This is a genomic window from Pseudomonas sp. XS1P51 (genome assembly GCF_054897845.1).
The window spans coordinates 2,769,896-2,789,559 of sequence record NZ_CM142707.1; the positions used below are offsets into that span (position 1 = coordinate 2,769,896).

The window sequence follows — 19,664 nt, forward strand, 5'->3', positions numbered from 1 at the left end:
GCGGTCTGTCACCGTCAGGCCGTCATCGCGAGCAGGCTCGCTCCCACTGGGAATTGGTGTAGGTTTCAACCCTGCCCGAACACCTGCGAAGGCCGGCGCAACAGCGGGTCGAATGGATTGATTCGCGGTCCGATCAGCGCCGCTTCGCGCTTGAGCATTTCCACCACCGTCGGCAAGCGATCCGGCCCGAGGCGATCACTGACGGTGGCCACACTCAACGCCGCCACGGCCCGCCCTTCACGGTCCAGAATCGGCACGGCCACCCCGGCCATGCCCTGCAACACGCCAGTATTGCGCCCGGCGTAACCGAGCTTGCGCACGTTCTCCACTTCCGAGCGCAGGAACACCTCGTCATACAGGTGAAAATCCTTGAGACGCGGCAGGTTGTAGTGAATCACCGTGTCGCGCTCCTCGTCCGGCAGAAACGCCAGAATCGCCAGGCTGCCCTGCCCCACCCCCAGCGCTACCCGCCCGCCGATGTCCCCGGTAAAGGTGCGAATCGGAAACGGCCCCTCGCTGCGGTCCAGGCAGATCGCATCAAAGCCACTGCGCGCCAGTAAAAACAGCGAATCCCCCAACGATGCCGACAGTCGCAGCAACGCCGGTCGCACCAGTTCGCGCAGGTTTCCGGTATTCCCGGCACGCGCCGCGAGCGCAAAAAACTCCAGGCTCAGGCGATAGCGTTTGCTGCGCGCGTCCTGCTCGACCATACCCTCGTCCATCAGGCTGCGCAGCAAGCGATGCGTGGTCGGTTGCGACAAACCGATACGCTGGGCCAGTTGCGTCACCCGCTCCCCACCCTCGACGGTGTCGCCCAGACTGCGCAGCACGGCAAACAGCCGGGAGACCGCACCGACACCGACGTCATTCCTGCTTTCATTCCGCTCAATGGAATCCGACATGACTTTTCTCAATAGTTAATTTACTCACCGAATGAAACTGAAAATAGTCATCGCTTCAGTGAAATAGGCCATTGAGCCCATCCTAGTCTTCGTCCTACTCTGCGTCCATACAGGGGCGATTCGAACAACAGCGGCAGCCGACTCAAGTCGAGCGCCAACGCACCCGGCAACATCTTTCGTATCTGCCCATACAAAAAAGCGCGCCTTCGGGCGACGCATAACAATCTCAGGTGGAGCGCAGTTATGGCTTTTGTGCAACTTGAAGGACTCGGCAAACGTTACGGCGAGATCGACGCCGTCGTCGCCACCAATCTCTCGGTCGAGAAAGGCGAGTTCGTCTCGCTGCTCGGCCCCTCCGGCTGCGGCAAAACCACCACCCTGCAAATGATTGCCGGCTTCGTCGAAGTCAGCAGCGGGCGCATTGTGCTGGACGGTCGCGACATCACCCACGCCAAACCCGCCAGCCGTGGCCTGGGGGTGGTGTTCCAGAGTTACGCGCTGTTCCCGCACATGACCGTGAAAGACAACGTCGCCTTCGGCCTGCGCATGCGCAAAGTGCCCAACGGCGAGTTGCAGCAACGGGTGGACCGCGTGCTGAAGCTGGTGCGATTGAACCAGCATGCCGAGCGTTACCCACGGGAACTCTCCGGCGGTCAGCGTCAGCGTGTTGCGTTGGCCCGAGCGCTGGTGATCGAGCCACCGGTCCTGTTGCTCGACGAGCCGCTGTCCAACCTCGACGCCAACCTGCGCGAAGAGATGCAATTCGAGATCCGCCGCATCCAGCGCGAAGTCGGGATCACCACGCTGATGGTCACTCACGACCAGTCCGAAGCGTTGTCCATCAGTGATCGCGTGGTGGTGATGCAGGCCGGGCGCATCACTCAGATCGACGCGCCCTACACCCTTTACGAACACCCGCGCACCGAGTTCATTTCCGGCTTCGTCGGCAAGGCCAATCTGCTGCCCGGTGAACGCGACAGTGCCGGTGTCGCTCAGGTCTGCCACCGCGGCGATGGCGAGCTGACGTTGAGCCTGCGCCCGGAAAAAATCGATCTGCGCGATGCCGGTTCAGGTCGTCTGCAAGGGAAAATCGTCAGCCGCTTCTTTCTCGGCAGCCAATGGTTGTACGGCGTATCGACGACCCTGGGCGAACTCTGCGTGGTGCGGCGCAACGACGGCTCGGCGCCGATGAACGAAGGCACGGCGGTCGGCCTGGACTGGGACGCGGCGCTGCTGCGGGTGCTGAGTGTCGACGAGGTGTCGGCATGAGCCTGATCATTGCGATGCGTCAGGGACGGCAAGGCTATCTGTTGTCGGCGCCGGCACTGGCCTTGTACCTCGGCTTGCTGGTCATCCCGCTGATGCTGACGCTGGTGCTGTCGTTCAACGTCTTCGACTACAGCTCGGGGATCAACGACGACGCCTACACCGCCGACCATTACAGCAGCCTGCTGGGCGACCCGTACTTCTACGAGATCTTTCTGCGCACGATGTGGATCAGCGCGCTGACCACCTTGCTTTGCGTGGTGATCGGCGTACCCGAGGCCTACATCCTCAGCCGCATGGGCACGCCGTGGCGCTCGATTTTTCTGATTCTGATCCTCACGCCGCTGCTGATTTCGGTGGTGGTGCGCGCCTTCGGCTGGAGCCTGTTGCTGGGTGCCGACGGCCTGGTCAACCAAACCCTGCAAGCCTTCGGCGGCTCGCCGATGAAGCTGCTCTACACGCCGTTCGCGGTGGTGATCGCGCTGGTCCACGTGATGCTGCCGTTCATGATCATTCCGGTCTGGACCTCGCTGCAGAAACTCGACCCGGCCGCTGAACAAGCCGCCCTTTCACTGGGCGCCAGCCATCTTACGGTGATGCGCAAAGTGGTGTTGCCGCAAATCATGCCGGGCGTGCTCTCGGGCACGTTGATCGTGTTCGGTCTGGCGGCCAGCTCGTTTGCCATTCCCGGTTTGCTCGGCGGACGCCGGCTGAAGATGGTCGCCACGCTGATCTACGACCAGTACCTGTCAGAACTCAACTGGCCCATGGGCGCGGCCATCGCCGTGGCCCTGCTGTTGCTCAACCTGCTGATCATGCTGTCGTGGAACCGGATGATCGAAGGCCGCTACAAGAAGTCATTGGGATAACTCGTCATGTCCAAGAACGGTCCTTTCGCCCTGCTGTTCCATACCCTGGTGGTGCTGTTCATGATGGCGCCGCTGGTGGTGGTCTGCCTGGTCGCCTTCACCCCGGAAAACACCCTGAGTTTGCCGACCACGGAGTTTTCCCTGCGCTGGTTCCGCGCGGTGTTCGAGCGCGCTGACTTTGTCGATGCGTTCTACAACAGCCTGATCCTGGCGTTCTGTGCCGCGACGCTGGCGACGCTGATTGCGGTGCCGGCGGCGCTGGCGATCACCCGTTTCGAGTTCCCCGGACGGGACTTTTTCAACGGTCTGTTTCTGTCGCCGATCATCATTCCGCACCTGGTGCTGGGCGTCGCGTTGCTGCGCCTGTTTGCGCTGATGGGCGTCAACGGCAGCTTCGCCTGGCTGATCTTCGCCCATGTGCTGGTGATCACGCCGTATGTGCTGCGGTTGGTGCTGGCGTCGGCCATCGGCCTGGATCGCAGTGCCGAACACGCCGCGCAATCCCTGGGTGCCGGGCGCTTCACGCTGTTTCGACAAATCACCTTGCCGATGATTTTGCCGGGGGTCGCCGGTGGCTGGTTGCTGGCGTTCATCAACAGTTTCGACGAAGTCACGCTGTCGATCTTCGTCACCTCGCCGGCCACGCAAACCCTGCCGGTGCGGATGTACGTGTACGCCACCGAATCCATCGATCCGATGATGGCGGCGGTGTCGGCACTGGTGATTGCGCTGACTGCGCTGACGATGATTCTGCTTGATCGGGTCTACGGCCTGGATCGGGTTCTGGTGGGCAAACAATGAGGGCGCCATGGCTCTGCTGAAACGACTGGCCGAAGGCGACCGCCCGGCCCTGCACTTCACCCTCGACGGCGCGCCGGCCACCGGCCTGCTCGGCGACACCCTGCTGACGGCGGTGCTGACCAGTGGCGAACACTTGCGCGGCAGCGACTTCAGCGCCGAACCCCGGGCTGGGTTTTGCCTGATGGGGGCGTGTCAGGACTGCTGGGTACGCCTGGGCGATGGCCGCCGGGTGCGCGCCTGCTCGACGTTGCTTGAAGCCGGGCAACAGATCAGCCGCGAGCCGGGGCGTTGCGTATGACAGTCATTTCTCCAATGCGCCCAAAAGATCGCAGCCTTCGGCAGCTCCTACGCCGTGCGCGGTCTCCTGTAGGAGCCTGCGATCTTTTGATCTTGAATATCGTGGGGTCTATATGAAGTCTGTGGTCATCATTGGCGCAGGCCCGGCCGGGATTCGTGCGGCGCAGACGCTGGTTGCCCATGGCGTGCGCCCGGTTCTGCTGGACGAAGCCGCGCACGGTGGCGGGCAGATTTATCGGCGGCAACCGGCGAACTTCAAGCGCTCGCCGGTCAAGTTGTATGGTTTCGAAGCACGCAAGGCCAGCGCGCTGCATCAAACGATCGACACGCTGCGCGAGCAACTCGATTACCGTCCCGAGACCCTGGTGTGGAACGCCGAGGACGGTGCGCTCGACACCGTGCATGAAGGCCGCGCCGCACGGTTGGCGTTCTCCCGGGTGATTGTCGCCACGGGGGCCACCGACCGGATTCTGCCGGTGCCGGGCTGGACGCTGCCGGGGGTCTACAGCCTCGGTGCGGCGCAGATCGCCTTGAAATTTCAAGGCTGCGCCATCGGTGAACGGGTGGTGTTCGCCGGCAGCGGACCGTTGCTGTACCTGGTGGCTTATCAATACGCCAAGGCCGGTGCCAAGGTGGTCGCGGTGCTCGACAGCTCGCCCTTCAGTGCCCAGGCCCGCGCACTGCCCGGCCTGCTGTCGCAACCGGCCACCCTGGCCAAAGGCATCTATTACCGAAGCTGGCTGACCGCCCACGGTATCCCGGTGCATCAGGGTGCAACGTTGAATCGCATTGATGGCGAACAACGCGTGCAGTCGCTGAGTTGGTCCAACTCAAAAAGCGAACATCAACTGGAGTGCGACGCCGTAGCCTTCGCCCACGGTCTGCGCAGTGAAACCCAACTCGCCGATCTGCTCGGCTGTGAGTTCGCCTGGAACCCGCTCAACCGCGCCTGGCTCCCCCAGCGTGACAGCGCTGGTCGCAGCAGTGTCGCCGAGGTTTACCTGGCCGGTGACGGTGCCGGCATCATGGGCGCCGATGCGGCCGAAATGGCCGGCGAGCGGGCCGCCCTCGCCTTGCTCGAAGACATCGGTTACCTGATCCCGCCGCAGCGTCCCACTGAACTGGAAAACGCCCTGAAGCGCATCGGCGATTTTCGTCTGGGCCTGGAGCGAGCCTTTGCCTTCCCCGAGGACTGGGCCAGCAACGCCACGGATGAGGTGATGGTCTGCCGCTGCGAAGAGGTGCGGGCCGGCGATATCCGCGAGGTCGTGCGTGAGGGCCACTGGGAGATCAATCGGGTCAAGGCTCACTGCCGGATCGGCATGGGTCGCTGCCAGGGACGCATGTGTGGCGCCGCCGCTGCGGAAATCATTGCCTGCGAAAGTCAGCGGCCGGTGTCCGGCATCGGCCGACTGCGCGCGCAGGCGCCGATCAAACCGCTGCCGTTTGGTCTGGAGGTGGAGCCATGATTGAAGTCGATGCAGTCATCATTGGTGGCGGCATAGTCGGCGCCTCCGCTGCACTGTTCCTGAGCAAGGCTGGGCGTCGCGTGGCGCTGCTGGAGCGAGACTTTTGCGGCTCGCACTCCAGCGGTGTCAACTATGGCGGCGTGCGCCGGCAGGGTCGTCCGCTGTCGCAATTACCGTTGTCGCAACGAGCTCACGCCATCTGGGGACAGTTGCCGCAGTTGATCGGCATCGACGGCGAGTATCAGCGCAGCGGCCACTTGAAACTGGCGCGTAGCCTCAACGATCTGCAGGCGTTGCAGGACTATGCCGTCAGCAGCCAGGGTTTCGGCCTCGATTTGCAGGTGCTCGACCGCCGTCAATTGCGTGCGCGGTTCCCGTGGGTCGGTGAGGTCGCCGTGGGCGCCTCGTTTTGCCCGGATGACGGCCATGCCAACCCGCGACTGGTGTCCCCGGCGTTTGCCCGGACGGCGCGGCGCCATGGTGCGCAAGTTCATGAACAGTGCGCGGTGACCGCGGTGGAACACGACGGTCAGCGCTTTCGCGTCAGCACTCAGAACGGCCTCGAACTGCATGCTCCCTGGCTGCTGAATTGCGCCGGAGCCTGGGCCGGCAACCTCGCAGCACAGTTCGACGAAGCGGTGCCGATGCACGCCGGGCACCCCGCGATGCTGGTCACCGAGCCGTTGCCATGGGTGATGAATGCCAGCACCGGGGTCGAGGGCGGCGGTATTTATGCGCGCCAGGTCGCTCGCGGCAATTGCGTGTTGGGCGGCGGCCAGGGTTTTGCCCTCGACGATGCCCGCGCACGGCCCGGTCAACACGCGGTGATCGAGATCCTGCGCCAGGCCGTCGAGCTCTATCCATTTCTTGAGGGCGCCCAGGCGATTCGCACCTGGAGCGGCACCGAAGGTTACCTGCCCGATCGCCAACCGGTGATCGGCCACAGTGGTACTCAACCCGGTCTGTTGCATGCGTTCGGCTTTGCCGGCGCGGGTTTTCAGATCGGCCCTGCGGTGGGCCAGGCGCTCACCGAGATCATCTGTAGCGGCGCGTCAAAGACGCCGCTGGATGCGTTTTCCATCACCCGGTTTCACTCCATCTCCGTTGCTTGATAGAGGAAGGTCGCGCCAATGAATAACGTCAAACGCAGTGCACTACTCGGTTTCTCCTGGCTAAGTTTTTCTTGCGTGGGCGCCCTGCTCACGGTCAGCCAGGCCCAGGCCGAACCGACGCTTTACCTGGGCATGAACGGCGGGACCATGGAGCGGCTCTACGCCGACAAGGTGCTGCCGGTTTTCGAGAAAGCCAACAACGTCAAAGTGGTGATCGTGCCGGGCACTTCCGCCGATATTCTGGCCAAGGTTCAGGCCAGCAAGGGCAATCCGCAGATGCACGTGATGTTCCTCGATGACGGCATCATGTACCGCGCCATCGCTATGGGCTTGTGCGACAAACTCGAAGACAGCCCGACCCTGGCGCAGATTCCGGCCAAGGGCCGTATCAAGGATCAAGCCGTGGCGGTCAGCCTCGGCGTCACCGGGCTGGCGTACAACACGCGGCTGTTCAAGGAAAAAGGCTGGAACGCACCGACCTCATGGATGGACATGGCCGACCCGCGCTTCAAGGACAAACTGGTGTTCCAGTCGATGGCCTCGTCGACCTTCGGCCTGCACGGGTTCCTGATGTTCAACCGGATCCAGGGCGGCAGCGAAACCGACGTCGAGCCAGGGTTCAAGGCCTGGCCGAACACGGTCGGGCGCAACGTGCTGGAATACATTCCAAGCTCGGCGAAGATTTCCGAAATGCTCCAGACCGACGAAGCGGCGCTGTTCCCGCTGACACCCACCCAGGTCACCGCGCTGAAACTCAAGGGCATGCCGGTGGAGTACGCGCAACCGAAGGAAGGCGCCGTGGTGCTCAACGTCGCCGAATGCGCGATTGCCAACAATACCCAGCCGGAACTGGCGCAAAAACTTGCAGCCTTTTTGCTGACGCCTGAAGCACAGGCCGCCGCACTTGAAGACGGCGACCAGATCCCGTCCAACCCGAATACCCCGACCACCGACAAAACCCGCGGCCAGGTCGAGGCGATGAAGCAGTACCTGACCACTGCCATTGCGATCGATTGGGATCAGGTCAACGAACAGCGCCCGGCGTGGAATGCACGATGGAATCGCAGTATCGAGCGGTAGCTTCCGGCGTAGCACTCTCTATGTAGCAGCTGTCGAGCCTGCGAGGCTGCATCCGGCTGCGGAGCAGTCGCCAATCCATTCACCGCGGTTCATCTGGAAAGCCGAGGTATCTGGTTTACGACTGCTCCGCAGCCGGACGCAGGCTCGACAGCTGCTACACATACCGTTGCTGCCGGGTTCACGTCCAGCACCACACTGTCCAGATACGTCCCCCCGCTGGCGCTTGTCGACACAACTGGAATGAAAATTCCCCCATTGGTTACACTAGGCCGCCGCCGCTCGGGGAGCCGGCCTTAAGATCAGGGGGGACATCACCGTGGCCGTTCGACCGCCCAACCGTTCGCGCTTCACACCTCGCTGGCCCGCGCTGCGCCGCTTCTTCGGCAAGGCATCGGCCGCCCCCGCCAGCAGCACCGCGAGCGGACGAGTGGTCCACGACTACTTCCATCACAAGGCCCACTCCCAGGGCTACACCCTCAGCCACAGCCAGCAGCGCGTGATCGACTGCATGGCGCAGCACGCCACGGCGTTGCTCGGCACGCCGGCGAAAACACTGCCAGGCCTTTACCTGCACGGTGCCGTGGGGCGCGGCAAGAGCTGGCTGCTCGAGGTTTTTTTCCAGGCCATCCCCCTTGCGGCAAAACAGCGCCTGCACTTCCATGAGTTCTTTGCTCGACTGCACCAAGGCATGTTCAATCATCGCGATCAACCCGACGCCCTGGCGGCCACCCTCGATGAACTGCTGTGCGATTGCCGGGTGCTGTGTTTCGACGAGTTTCACGTCCACGACATCGGCGATGCGATGCTCATTACGCGGCTGTTCAAGGCCCTGTTTCGCCGGGGCATCCTGCTGTTGGTCACCTCGAACTACCCGCCGGAAGGCTTGCTGCCCAACCCGCTGTACCACGCACGTTTCAAACCGGTGATCGACCTGATCAACGCGCGCATGCAGGTCATGGAAGTCGGCGGTCCCCACGACTACCGCAGTCAGGTGCGAACCCACACCCTGCAGCTGTTCGCTCAGGGTCATTACGTCTGGCCGGCGACCGTGGCGCAGCGTCAGGCGTTGAACCTGCCCGCACCCGACGCCCCGGCCATTGCGCTGCCCGTCGGCACCCGGCATCTTCCAGCCCGATACCGCGAAGGTCGAACCATCGGTTTTACCTTCGACGATCTGTGCGACCACCCGACGGCGGTCATGGATTACCTGGAGCTGTGCCGGTGTTTCGATCACTGGATCATCGACCAACTGCCCGATCTCGCCGCGTGTTCAATCGCCGCCCAGCAACGCTTCATCAACCTGATCGACGTTTTGTACGACCAGGACAAGCATTTGATTCTGCTCGGACAGCGGTCGTTGCGCGAAAGTCTGGGTGGCGATGCCATTGATCTGGCGCGCACGCGCAGCCGGTTGGGGCAGTTGGTGGAGATCAGGGAGGCGTAGGTTTTGTATTGCCTGTCAGATCGCTATCGCGAGCAGGCTCGCTCCCACAGTTGACCGGTTTGCTTGGACGGACGCGGTCTAATGTGGGAGCGAGCCTGCTCGCGAAGGCGGACTGACAGTCGCCACACCTTTCCCGCTATCATGTCGCCCATTTCCAGGCCCCCGCGCCCTTCTCTCGATCAATAGCGAATCTGTTCATGCATACCCTTGCCCAACTGCGCGCCGGCCAATTGTCGGGTATCACCCGCCTGGACCTCGGCGGCGGCCTGACGGAGTTTCCCCGGGAGATTTTCGACCTCGCGGACTCGCTGGAGGTGCTCAATCTCAGTGGCAACGCCTTGAGCAGCCTGCCGGACGACCTGCATCGCCTGACCCGTTTGCGCGTGCTGTTCTGCTCGGACAACCTGTTCACCGAACTGCCCGCCTGCCTGGGCCAATGCGCCGCACTGACCATGGTCGGTTTCAAGGCCAACCGCATCGAACACGTGCCGGGCGTCGCGCTGCCACCGTTATTGCGCTGGCTGATCCTGACCGACAACGCCGTCAGCGAACTGCCGACCGAGCTGGGTGAGCGCCCGCTTCTGCAAAAACTCATGCTCGCCGGCAACCGCTTGCAGCGTTTGCCCGAGAGCCTGAGCCAGTGCCATCGACTCGAGCTGATCCGCATCGCCGCCAACCAACTGACCGAGCTTCCCGAATGGCTGCTGACCCTGCCGAGCCTGACCTGGCTGGCCTACGCCGGTAACCCGCTGGAAACCGAAGCCGACGCGGCGGCCCTTGAAGCGACCGCGAACATTCCCTGGTCCGCGCTGCGCCTGGAGCAGCAACTGGGCGAAGGCGCTTCGGGGGTGATTCACCGGGCAACGTGGGAACGGCCCGGCCAACCGGCCACCCCGGTCGCGGTCAAACTCTACAAAGGCGAAATGACCAGCGATGGTTCGCCATTGCACGAGATGAACGCCTGTATCACTGCCGGTATCCACCCCAACCTGATCCGGGTCGAAGGGCGGATCGTCGGGCATCCGCACGCGCAGGCCGGGCTGGTGATGGAGCTGATCGATCCGAGCTACCGCAACCTGGCCGGCTTGCCGAGCCTGGCCTCCTGTAGCCGCGACGTCTACGCCAACGACACCCGGTTCAGCGCTGGCGTGGCTTTGCGCATCGCCTGTGGCATCGCTTCGGTGGCCGAGCATTTACACCGCCAGGGCATCACCCATGGCGACCTCTATGGCCACAACATTCTGTGGAACGAGCAAGGCGATTGCCTGTTAGGGGACTTTGGCGCGGCGTCATTCCACGCCACCTCGGACAGCCTTGAAAGTCGCGCATTGCAACGGATCGAGGTGCGGGCATTCGGGGTTCTACTGGGGGAATTGCTGGAGCGGATCGACTCGGGGTTGAGCGATGAGGGGCGCGGACAGTTGGAGGATTTGCAGCAACGCTGCTGCCAGCCGGATGTAATGATGCGGCCGGGGTTCAGCGAGATTGTGCGGGAGTTGCAGGGTTGGTGACCGCCGCGCGGTCAATCGCGAGCGGGCTCGCTCCCACATTGGTTTTGTGTCGTACACATGGTGTGTGACCGACACAGATCTATTGTGGGAGCGAGCCTGCTCGCGATGGCGTTGTCACTGAAGAAACAGATTAACCCGCCAACCCGACAAACATGTCCTGCACGTCATCATGGTTATCGAGGCCTTCCAGGAACGCTTCGACTTCAGCCATCTGCTCATCGCTCAGGCCGCTGACCGGGTTCTTCGGCTTGTAACCCAACTTCGCCGACAACACGGTGAAACCCTGCTCGGGCAAGGCTTTTTGTACCGAATCCAGGTCGCTCGCTTCGGTGATGAACAGCGTCGCGCCGTCTTCGGCAGGTTCGAAATCCTGTGCGCCGGCTTCAATCGCGGCCATTTCCGGATCAGCATCCGGGCTATCCGGGGACGCCTCGATCATGCCCACATGGTCAAAGTCCCAGGCAACGGAACCGGAAGCCCCGAGCTGCCCCTTACGGAACGCCACACGGATTTCGGCAACGGTGCGGTTAATGTTGTCGGTCACGCATTCAACGATCAACGGCACCTGATGCGGTGCGAACCCTTCATACGTCACGCGATGGTATTGCACGGTTTCGCCGAGCTGGCCGGAGCCTTTCTTGATCGCACGTTCCAGGGTTTCGCGGGGCATCGAAGCCTTTTTCGCCTGCTCGACCACCAGACGCAGGTGTGCGTTGGTGGTGGTATCGGCACCGTTGCGTGCAGCAATGGTGATTTCCTTCACCAGTTTGCCGAAGATCTTGCCCTTGGCGTTGGCTGCCGCTTCTTTGTGTTTAACCTTCCACTGTGCGCCCATTACTCACTCTCTTATCTGTGGCGCCGAGACATCTATTGGCCGACGCTTTGCGCAAGTTTATACGGCCTAAAGTTGGCAATCGACCAAAAATTCCACTCTGTCACCGGCATGACGGATCGACATCTTCACCGGTAGTTGTAGGGCGATTCTGAAACGTCGATTTGCGGTGACCATAAAGGGCCGCGGTTTCGTACCCTCTGTGCCCATATTCCATGGCAGAAGCGCGTTCGATGCAAAACGACAAGGAAAGTCCCTTCACCCTGACACTCCTCGATGGCGATTTGAGTTTTCAGGTGGTGCAGTTCAGTGGCCATGAAGCTCTCAACCAGCCCTATCGATTCGACATCGAAGTGATCGGCCTGGCACCGGCCATGAACCCCGATCGGTGGCTGCAACAGCCGGTTTTCCTCAGCCTGGCAGATGGTCGGGGCATTCACGGCATCGTTCACAGCGCCAGTTACGAACATCGCGGCCCGCACCGGATCGGCTCCAGACTGGTGTTGGTGCCCTGGCTTCAAAACCTGGACCGACAGCGCTCTCGTCGGGTATTTCATCAACTCGGTGTGCCCGCCATCCTGCGCCAGCTGCTCGCAGAAAACGCGCTACCTGAAGGCAGCTATCGCTTTGAACTACCGAACGGTCGCTATCCCGTCAGGCCGTTTTGCATTCAGTTCGATGAGAGTGACCTCGCGTTCCTGCAACGGCTCTGCGAAGAAGAAGGCATCCACTATCACTTCGAACATCAGCGCGACGGCCATGTGCTGGTACTGGCGGATGACAGCCTGAGTTTCCCCCAGGAACCGCTGCTGATGCCCTTCCACAGCGAAACGCCCCACCACGCAAACTTGCCGGTGATCAGTGAATTGTTCCAGCGCCACACCTCGCCTCCAGTCACCCTGCGCCCCGCTCCACAACAACTCGACCGCGAACAACTCAGTCGTCGAATACTGGAGCGCCTTCGTTGCCAGCATCGGCAGATACAAGGTCAAAGCAACCATAGCGAATTGCGCAGCGGACGAATCGTCCAAGTGTCGGAACATCCGCTCTCGAACTTCAACGACCAATGGCTGCTGACCGAGATCCGGCATCAGGGCCAACACCCGTCGATTCTCGCCCGGAACACCACCGACATTGCCCGGCGTTACAGCAATCAGTTCACCGCCATTCCGTGGTCAACGGTGTTCCGGCCCGCGCTCATACAAGCCAGACCCGGCATTCCGGGCTTTCAGACGGCTCGGGTGCTGGGTCCTGTCGGCCAACCCGCTGTGGTGGATGATCAAGGTCGGATACAGGTCAGGTTGTGGCCTACCCCGGAGTCCGATGACGATGAATCCACCGGCCTCTGGCTACCCGTGGTCCTCGCAGCGCCGGACGGTCGCGTCGATACGTCCAGGCTACCTGTGGCCGGAACCGAGGTGCTCATCAGTTTTCTCGACAGCGATCCGGATCGTCCGGTGTTGTGCGCCGTTGTAAGCCATCTGGCAGCGCCTCGACCCGCCCTGCAACCACGCGGCGGCGACCGTCTACTGCTCGATTGGCTGGTCAACCGCCAGACCTGATCAGCCCTTGTCAGCCTTGCCCGCCGCCACCGCAAACTTCGCCAGGTGCACATCCAGGTGCCGTGGCAGGTCCAGGCAGGTTTCGCCTCATCGCGAGCAGGTTCGCTCCCACAAGGGTTTTGCGTCAGACGCAACATGCGTGACCAACGTAGATCCCTGCTCGCGATGAGGCCCGATCAGTCGACATCGATATTGAATGGCCGTCCGCTATCGCGAGCAGGCTCGCTCCTACAGCAGGAAACTGCGCTTTTTTGCTGTCTATCAGCTGAACCAACGCATTGCCCCCCCCTTGAACCTCAGGCAAACCCGAAGAAACAGGCTTACAGTTAATGAACACCGTCGAACAAGAACGGTGGACGTGAGACCCGACCTGTGAGGAACACCGTATGCCGTGGAAAAATTCCGACTCACGCTACAGCACCGTGTCGATCGCGTTGCATTGGTTGATGCTGGTTTTGCTGGCGCTGGTGTACGCCTGTATCGAATTGCGCGGTATCTTTCCCAAAGGCAGCGGTGGCCGGACGCTGATCACCGAATCGCACTTCATGCTCGGTCTCACGGTGTTCGTGCTGGTGTGGCTGCGATTGTTCGCGCGTAGTCTCGGCCCGGCACCGCAAATCTTCCCGGCGTCGCCGCACTGGCAGACCGTGCTGGCCAGGCTGATGCACTGGGCGCTGTATATTTTCATGATCGCCATGCCGATTCTTGGCTGGCTGGTCACCAGCGCCAAGGGTCATCAAGTGATGTTCTACGGTTTCGACTTGCCGCTGCTGGTCGCGGAAGACAAGTCACTGGCCAAACAGATTCAGGGCTGGCATGAACTCGGCGGCACCATTGGTTACTGGCTGGTCGGTCTGCATGCCGTAGCGGGGATTTATCACCACTACGTAGTGGGCGATAACACACTGCTGCGGATGATGCCCAAGCGTGGTTAAACACCGTTACCGAAAACACACATCACTTGTGGCGAGGGGGCTTGCCCCCTCGCCACAAAAGTACAAAGCGTTCTCTAGGTTTGTGAACTGAAACCCCGTAGGCCCTGCAAGCCGCCGGTATGGATGAATATCAGGCGCGTGCCCCTTTCGAATCTTCCGGCTTCGACGTGCTGGTTGAGCGCCAGCAGCGCTTTGCCGGTGTACAACGGTTCGAAGGGAATGCCGCTGGCCTGTTCGGTCTGTTCGATGAATTCGAGTAACACTGGATCGACTTTGGCAAAGCCACCACGACTGGCGTCGAACAGTTCGTAAACAGGATTCTGCAAGCCCGCTTCTTGCACTATCGACTCGACCTGCTGTGTCACGCCATGATCGCCGGGCACCGCGAGCGCGCCGTAAACCGGGTGGTCACCCGCTTCGGCCAGCACCAGGCCGGCCAGGGTCGTGCCGGTTCCGCTCGCCAGCCACCAGCCACTGTAATCGGTCCAGCCCAGATCGCTCAGTTGTTCCCTGACCATTGTCTTCAGCTGCATGCAGCCCTTTGCTCCCGGCAAACCGCCACCACCTTCCGGCACCGGATGCAGACCGGGATACTGCGCCTGCCATGGCCGCCAGAAACCCGCCTCATGCCGCGCGCGATAACCGCCATAACCGAGCCAGTGCAACTGCATGCCGAACGCCTGCAAGTCCTTCACCGTCGGGGTGTCTTGCGGATGACCGCGTAACAGCCCGACGGTGGTGAACCCGAAGCGCTTGCCGGTGGCCGCCAGAGCATGCAGATGATTGGAGTGAGCACCGCCCAGGCTGATGATGCCTTCGGCACCGACAAGGTCAGCGGCTTTGAGGTGTTCGATGAGTTTGAACCACTTGTTACCGCTGATCAGTGGGTCGATCTGGTCCAGGCGCAGGATGGCGACTTCGATACCTGATCGGGTTAGCCAATCAAGATGCAGAAGCTCGAGCGGGGCTTGGGGTAGCCGGTGGGAAGAGGGAAAAAGCATTGGCGCCTGATTGTGCTCAGTAAAGAGCCAGCATTCTAGTCGCTCAAAGGCAGCCATCGCGAGCAGGCTCGCTCCCACATTTGATCTTTGGCGCGACATAGATCCAGTGTGGGAGCGAGCCTGCTCGCGAAAACCATTGGCACGCTCGACCTGCGGTTTACAACTCCGCCGCCAGACGCGAACCCTGATTGATCGCCCGTTTGGCATCCAGCTCCGCCGCCACGTCCGCACCACCAATCAAATGCACGTTCTGCCCCGCCGCCACCAGACCGTCATGCAACTCACGCAGCGGATCCTGCCCGGCGCAGATCACGATGTTATCCACCGGCAGCACTTGCGGCTCGCCGGTTTCGCCGATGCGGATGTGCAGGCCTTCGTCGTCGATCTTCAGGTACTCGACGCAATTGAGCATCTGCACCCGCTTGTTCTTCAGACCGGTGCGGTGAATCCAGCCCGTGGTCTTGCCCAGGCCATCGCCGACCTTGGATTTCTTGCGTTGCAGCAGGAACACTTCACGCGCTGGCGCATGCGGTTCAGCCTTGATGCCGGCCACACCGCCACGCGCTTGAAGATGGGTATCGATGCCCCACTCTTTCCAGAACGCTTCGCGGTCCTGACTGGTGGCAACGCCCTGATGAACGAGGAACTCCGAGACGTCGAAACCGATACCACCGGCGCCGATCACGGCGACGCGCTTGCCCACCGGTTTGCGTTCGAGGATCACGTCCAGGTAGCTCAGCACCTTGGCGTTCTCGACACCCGGAATCGCCGGTGTGCGTGGCGCAATGCCGGTGGCGAGGATGATCTCGTCGTAACCGCCTTCAACCAGTTTGGCCACGTCGACGCGGGTGTTCAGGCACAGTTCGACGTTGGTGGTCTGCAGTTTGCGGTTGAAGTAGCGCAGGGTTTCGAAGAACTCTTCCTTGCCCGGCACACGCTTGGCGATGTTGAACTGGCCGCCGATTTCGCCGGCCGAATCGAACAGCGTCACCTGATGACCACGCTCGGCAGCCACGGTCGCAGCCGACAGCCCCGCAGGGCCGGCACCGACCACCGCGATTTTCTTGATCTGCTGCACGGGCAGGTAATTGAGTTCAGTTTCATGGCAGGCCCGCGGGTTGACCAGGCAGGTGGTCAACTTGCCGCCGAAGGTGTGGTCCAGGCAGGCCTGATTGCAACCGATGCAGGTGTTGATTTCGTCGGCGCGGCCAGCGGCGGCCTTGTTGACGAAGTCCGGGTCGGCGAGGAATGGCCGCGCCATGGAGACCATGTCGGCATCGCCTTCGGCCAGGATCTGTTCTGCCACTTCCGGGGTGTTGATGCGGTTGGTGGTGATCAGCGGAATGCTCACCGAGCCGCGGAGCTTGGCCGTGACTTTGCTGAATGCACCACGTGGCACCTTGGTGGCGATGGTCGGAATCCGCGCTTCGTGCCAGCCGATACCGGTGTTGATGATGGTCGCACCGGCCTGCTCGATGGCCTTGGCCAACTGCACGATTTCTTCCCAGGTGCTGCCGCCTTCCACCAGGTCGAGCATCGACAGGCGGAAGATGATGATGAAGTTCGGGCCTACGGCTTCGCGTACACGGCGGACGATTTCCACCGGCAGGCGCATGCGGTTTTCGTAAGCGCCGCCCCAGCGGTCGGTGCGGTGGTTGGTGTGAGCGGCGAGGAACTGGTTAATGAAATAACCTTCGGAGCCCATGATCTCGACGCCGTCGTATTCCGCTTTTTGCGCCAGGGTCGAACAGGTAACGAAATCGCTGATCTGCTTCTCGATGCCTTCCTCGTCCAGCTCTTTAGGCTTGAACGGGTTGATCGGCGCCTGAATCGCGCTCGGTGCAACCTGTTTCGGGCTGTAGGCATACCGGCCGGCGTGAAGGATCTGCATGCAGATCTTGCCGCCCGCCTCGTGCACCGCGCGGGTCACGATCTGGTGTTTGAGCGCTTCTTCTTCAGTGGTCAACTTGGCCGCACCGGAATACACGCCGCCCTCGTCGTTCGGACCGATACCGCCGGTGACCATCAAGCCAACGCCGCCACGGGCACGCTCGGCGAAGTACGCGGCCATGCGCTCGAAACCGCCGGGTTTCTCCTCAAGACCCGTGTGCATCGAGCCCATCAGGGTGCGATTGCGCAACGTGGTAAAACCCAGGTCCAGCGGGGCCAACAGGTACGGGTAATGAGCGGCGGTCATCGGTAACTCCACAACGAGCGTTCACGGAAAAAGTGTGGGCGCTCTTTGGCGCCCCTCTGTCATGTGCAACAGACTATGGGCACTCCCCTGGTCGCTCAATGACCGTAACTGACAACTTATTGATCCAAATGTGCAGCGCCCCTTGGCAAGCGCTGGCATGGGCCCTACCCTAGTCAGCGAATCCTGCACACGGCCGTTGACTGTCTACCCATGCGCAAACTTCTGTACCTGACCTTCTCCATGGCATTGATTGCCGTCCTCACGACCTACGCCATGTGGGCCGCGGATCGTCCGGTGGGTCATTACCTGTCGGATTTGCGCATCGATCTCGCCGTCGACCAGGGCACCCCCGCCGACCGTGGCAATTTGCTGGGTATCCAGCCTGAACTGTTTCCCACCGATTATCAAAGCTCCGAGCGCTTGCATCGCAAACTCGCAGCCTATTTGCAGAAGGCTCAGGAACAAGGCCTGCTCAACGAAAAAACCATCGTCGTGTTGCCCGAACATGTCGGCACCTGGCTGATGGTCAGTGGCGAGAAAGACGAGCTGTACCAGGCCACCACCCTCAAGGAAGCCATGAACTGGCTGGCGGTGAGCAACCCCTTGAAGTTCGTCCGCGCCCTGTTCAATGCCAAGGGCGACAACCGCCTGGACGATGCCCATCTGCGCATGAAGGCCAAGGGCATGGCCAAGGATTACCAGGCACTGTTCGGTGGTCTGGCGAAAGAGTTCCACGTGACCCTGGTGGCCGGCTCCATCGTGCTGCCCGAGCCCAGCATCATCGACGGCACCCTGAAAGTCGGTCGCGGTGCGTTGTATAACAGCAGCGTGGTGTTCGGCCGCGACGGCCTGCCGATCGGCCAGCCCCAGCGTCAGATGCATCCGATTTTCGATGAACATGAAGTGATCAAGGCCAATGGCGAGCATACGCTCAACGTCGTCGACACCCCGGCCGGACGCCTGGGCGTGCTGATCGGCAGCGACAGCTGGTACCCGGACAACTACCGCAAGCTCGATGATCAGGGCGCGCAACTGGTGGCGGTCCCGGCGTTCGTCATCGGCCGCGAGGCCTGGGATAAACCGTGGCGCGGTTACAAGGGCTTGTCGACACCCGGTTCGGTCAGCCTCAAGGCCGGCGAGCTCAGCGAGGGCCAGGCCTGGCATCGCCTGACATTGACCGCTCAACCGCCCAGCAGCCAGGCCATCGCCGGCATGAGCGTTTTTCTGCGCGGTCAGTTCTGGGACCAGGGCAGCGCCGGTCAAAGTTTTCTCAGCAGCAACGGGCAGCATTTCGCCGGCGGCAATGCCCGTGGCGCGCGCTTGCTGAATCTCTGGTTGTAACCCATGAAACCGTTGCCGATGCGTCTGGGCGATCTGTCGGTGGGCTTTGTTCATAGTCTGGCCGACGCCGTACGCAGCCACGGTGTCGACCCTCAGCCATTACTCGAGCAATACGGCCTCGATACGGCTCGCCTGAGCGAAGCCGGTGCCCGGCTCTCCATCCCGCGTTACATGCGCCTTGGCCACGGCGCCATTCAACTGACCGACAACCCGGCCCTGGGTTTGCGCATGGGCCAGCTCAGTCGCTTGAGCCAGGCCGGCCTGGCCGGGGTCACCGCCGCCCAGGCGCCGACGGTGCGAGAAGCGGCGCGCTGCCTGATTCGCTTCGAAGCCTTGTACGGTTCCAACTATCGCGGCCAATCGAGCTTTCACGAAGACGCCCAGGGCGCCTGGCTGCGGTTCTATTCCATCAGCCCTTACAACGCCTATAACCGCTTCGTGGTGGATTCGATCATCTCAGGCTGGTTGCAGCAATTGTCCAGCGTCAGCCCTGCCCCGCTGCGCGCCGAACGCATCGAGATCGAGTTCAGCGAACCGGATTACCGTGACGCTTATGCCGTGCTGGGCGATTGTCCGATCCAGTTCGGCGCCGAACAGAATCAACTGCGCCTGAGTCTGGCCAGCCTCGCTCAGCGCAATCCGGTGCACTGCCCCAGTACGTGGCGGCATCTGCTGCAACTGTGTGAACGGGAACTGGAACAACTGACACGCACCCGCAGCCTGCGTGAACGCATCACTCAGTTACTGGGGCCGTTACTCAATGGTGGTCGGGAACCCGACCTGGAAGAAGTGGCGGCACGCCTGAAGCTGCCCACCTGGACCTTACGCCGCAAACTCGCCGAGGAAGGCACGCAATTTCGCGCAATTCTCAACGACACTCGTCGCGACCTGGCCATGACCTACATCCGCGACACCGAACTGGCGTTCGGTGAAATCGCCTACCTGCTGGGTTTTGCCTCAGCCGAAGCGTTTCAACGGGCCTTCAAACGCTGGAGCGGCCAGACACCCGGCGAATTTCGCCGCAGTCATCGCCAATCCGCCTGAT

General features: G+C 61.8%; 17 protein-coding genes. 13 read left to right on the forward strand and 4 right to left on the reverse strand.

The features are described 5' to 3' along the window. Positions 1-65: 65 nt before the first annotated feature. Positions 66-902: an IclR family transcriptional regulator gene (locus ACYZUD_RS12865; protein WP_462024336.1), complete on the reverse strand. Its 837-nt coding sequence runs from the start codon at positions 900-902 to the stop codon at positions 66-68. A gap of 243 nt (positions 903-1,145) precedes the next feature. Between ACYZUD_RS12865 and ACYZUD_RS12870 the strand changes: the two genes are divergently transcribed. From ACYZUD_RS12870 to ACYZUD_RS12910, 9 genes are all read left to right on the forward strand, one after another. Next, on the forward strand, positions 1,146-2,171 hold the full coding sequence (locus ACYZUD_RS12870) for an ABC transporter ATP-binding protein (RefSeq protein ID WP_462024337.1): 1,026 nt from the start codon (positions 1,146-1,148) through the stop codon (positions 2,169-2,171). Further along, entirely contained in the window at positions 2,168-3,037 is an 870-nt protein-coding gene (locus ACYZUD_RS12875) for an ABC transporter permease (protein WP_462024338.1), read from the forward strand. Before ACYZUD_RS12870 ends, ACYZUD_RS12875 begins: the two co-directional genes overlap by 4 nt. Positions 3,038-3,043: 6 nt before the next feature. Further along, positions 3,044-3,838 carry an ABC transporter permease gene (locus ACYZUD_RS12880; protein ID WP_462024339.1) on the forward strand — a complete coding sequence of 265 codons (795 nt, stop codon included), beginning with the start codon at positions 3,044-3,046 and terminating at the stop codon, positions 3,836-3,838. 7 nt (positions 3,839-3,845) lie between these two features. Then, on the forward strand, positions 3,846-4,136 hold the full coding sequence (locus tag ACYZUD_RS12885; RefSeq protein WP_462024340.1) for a (2Fe-2S)-binding protein: 291 nt from the start codon (positions 3,846-3,848) through the stop codon (positions 4,134-4,136). Positions 4,137-4,248: 112 nt separating this feature from the next. After that, positions 4,249-5,604, forward strand: coding sequence for an FAD/NAD(P)-dependent oxidoreductase (locus ACYZUD_RS12890; RefSeq protein ID WP_462024341.1), 1,356 nt, complete (start codon positions 4,249-4,251; stop codon positions 5,602-5,604). Further along, the gene (locus ACYZUD_RS12895) at positions 5,601-6,716 is read left to right on the forward strand and encodes an NAD(P)/FAD-dependent oxidoreductase (RefSeq protein WP_462024342.1); all 1,116 of its coding nucleotides are present in this window, start codon (positions 5,601-5,603) and stop codon (positions 6,714-6,716) included. Before ACYZUD_RS12890 ends, ACYZUD_RS12895 begins: the two co-directional genes overlap by 4 nt. A gap of 18 nt (positions 6,717-6,734) precedes the next feature. After that, positions 6,735-7,796, forward strand: a complete 1,062-nt coding sequence (locus ACYZUD_RS12900; RefSeq protein WP_462024343.1) for an ABC transporter substrate-binding protein — start codon at positions 6,735-6,737, stop codon at positions 7,794-7,796. A gap of 316 nt (positions 7,797-8,112) precedes the next feature. After that, on the forward strand, positions 8,113-9,240 hold the full coding sequence (gene zapE / locus ACYZUD_RS12905; protein WP_462024344.1) for a cell division protein ZapE: 1,128 nt from the start codon (positions 8,113-8,115) through the stop codon (positions 9,238-9,240). 197 nt (positions 9,241-9,437) lie between these two features. Further along, entirely contained in the window at positions 9,438-10,751 is a 1,314-nt protein-coding gene (locus tag ACYZUD_RS12910) for a protein kinase (RefSeq protein ID WP_462024345.1), read from the forward strand. A 130-nt stretch (positions 10,752-10,881) separates the two neighbouring features. Here ACYZUD_RS12910 and ACYZUD_RS12915 read toward each other — a convergent pair whose 3' ends face one another. After that, entirely contained in the window at positions 10,882-11,586 is a 705-nt protein-coding gene (locus ACYZUD_RS12915; RefSeq protein WP_462024346.1) for a YebC/PmpR family DNA-binding transcriptional regulator, read from the reverse strand. Positions 11,587-11,816: 230 nt separating this feature from the next. On the opposite strand from ACYZUD_RS12915, the gene ACYZUD_RS12920 reads away from it, so the two are divergent. After that, positions 11,817-13,145 (forward strand): type VI secretion system Vgr family protein, encoded by a 1,329-nt coding sequence (locus tag ACYZUD_RS12920; RefSeq protein WP_462024347.1) that lies wholly within the window; start codon positions 11,817-11,819, stop codon positions 13,143-13,145. Positions 13,146-13,531: 386 nt separating this feature from the next. Further along, positions 13,532-14,080, forward strand: coding sequence for a cytochrome b (locus tag ACYZUD_RS12925; protein WP_462024348.1), 549 nt, complete (start codon positions 13,532-13,534; stop codon positions 14,078-14,080). Between the two features lie 74 nt (positions 14,081-14,154). Here the strand turns inward: ACYZUD_RS12925 and ACYZUD_RS12930 are convergent, their stop codons facing one another. Together ACYZUD_RS12930 and ACYZUD_RS12935 are read right to left on the reverse strand one after the other, a co-directional pair. Next, positions 14,155-15,081: a 1-aminocyclopropane-1-carboxylate deaminase/D-cysteine desulfhydrase gene (locus tag ACYZUD_RS12930; RefSeq protein ID WP_462024349.1), complete on the reverse strand. Its 927-nt coding sequence runs from the start codon at positions 15,079-15,081 to the stop codon at positions 14,155-14,157. Positions 15,082-15,238: 157 nt separating this feature from the next. After that, positions 15,239-17,278, reverse strand: a complete 2,040-nt coding sequence (locus ACYZUD_RS12935) for an oxidoreductase (RefSeq protein ID WP_462024350.1) — start codon at positions 17,276-17,278, stop codon at positions 15,239-15,241. A gap of 210 nt (positions 17,279-17,488) precedes the next feature. Here ACYZUD_RS12935 and ACYZUD_RS12940 point away from each other — a divergent pair, with 210 nt between their 5' ends. After that, positions 17,489-18,619, forward strand: coding sequence for a carbon-nitrogen hydrolase family protein (locus ACYZUD_RS12940; RefSeq protein ID WP_462024351.1), 1,131 nt, complete (start codon positions 17,489-17,491; stop codon positions 18,617-18,619). A gap of 3 nt (positions 18,620-18,622) precedes the next feature. Then, the gene (locus tag ACYZUD_RS12945; RefSeq protein WP_462024352.1) at positions 18,623-19,663 is read left to right on the forward strand and encodes an AraC family transcriptional regulator; all 1,041 of its coding nucleotides are present in this window, start codon (positions 18,623-18,625) and stop codon (positions 19,661-19,663) included. The last annotated feature ends 1 nt before the right edge of the window (position 19,664 follow it).

Excerpts from the sequence above, each read along its gene's own strand:
- ACYZUD_RS12865 (WP_462024336.1), bottom strand. The coding sequence starts at position 902 with ATGTCGGATTCCATTGAGCGGAATGAAAGCAGGAATGACGTCGGTGTC.
- ACYZUD_RS12870 (WP_462024337.1), top strand. The coding sequence starts at position 1,146 with ATGGCTTTTGTGCAACTTGAAGGACTCGGCAAACGTTACGGCGAGATC.
- ACYZUD_RS12875 (WP_462024338.1), top strand. The coding sequence starts at position 2,168 with ATGAGCCTGATCATTGCGATGCGTCAGGGACGGCAAGGCTATCTGTTG.
- ACYZUD_RS12880 (WP_462024339.1), top strand. The coding sequence starts at position 3,044 with ATGTCCAAGAACGGTCCTTTCGCCCTGCTGTTCCATACCCTGGTGGTG.
- ACYZUD_RS12885 (WP_462024340.1), top strand. The coding sequence starts at position 3,846 with ATGGCTCTGCTGAAACGACTGGCCGAAGGCGACCGCCCGGCCCTGCAC.
- ACYZUD_RS12890 (WP_462024341.1), top strand. The coding sequence starts at position 4,249 with ATGAAGTCTGTGGTCATCATTGGCGCAGGCCCGGCCGGGATTCGTGCG.
- ACYZUD_RS12895 (WP_462024342.1), top strand. The coding sequence starts at position 5,601 with ATGATTGAAGTCGATGCAGTCATCATTGGTGGCGGCATAGTCGGCGCC.
- ACYZUD_RS12900 (WP_462024343.1), top strand. The coding sequence starts at position 6,735 with ATGAATAACGTCAAACGCAGTGCACTACTCGGTTTCTCCTGGCTAAGT.
- ACYZUD_RS12910 (WP_462024345.1), top strand. The coding sequence starts at position 9,438 with ATGCATACCCTTGCCCAACTGCGCGCCGGCCAATTGTCGGGTATCACC.
- ACYZUD_RS12915 (WP_462024346.1), bottom strand. The coding sequence starts at position 11,586 with ATGGGCGCACAGTGGAAGGTTAAACACAAAGAAGCGGCAGCCAACGCC.
- ACYZUD_RS12920 (WP_462024347.1), top strand. The coding sequence starts at position 11,817 with ATGCAAAACGACAAGGAAAGTCCCTTCACCCTGACACTCCTCGATGGC.
- ACYZUD_RS12925 (WP_462024348.1), top strand. The coding sequence starts at position 13,532 with ATGCCGTGGAAAAATTCCGACTCACGCTACAGCACCGTGTCGATCGCG.
- ACYZUD_RS12930 (WP_462024349.1), bottom strand. The coding sequence starts at position 15,081 with ATGCTTTTTCCCTCTTCCCACCGGCTACCCCAAGCCCCGCTCGAGCTT.
- ACYZUD_RS12935 (WP_462024350.1), bottom strand. The coding sequence starts at position 17,278 with ATGACCGCCGCTCATTACCCGTACCTGTTGGCCCCGCTGGACCTGGGT.
- ACYZUD_RS12940 (WP_462024351.1), top strand. The coding sequence starts at position 17,489 with ATGCGCAAACTTCTGTACCTGACCTTCTCCATGGCATTGATTGCCGTC.
- ACYZUD_RS12945 (WP_462024352.1), top strand. The coding sequence starts at position 18,623 with ATGAAACCGTTGCCGATGCGTCTGGGCGATCTGTCGGTGGGCTTTGTT.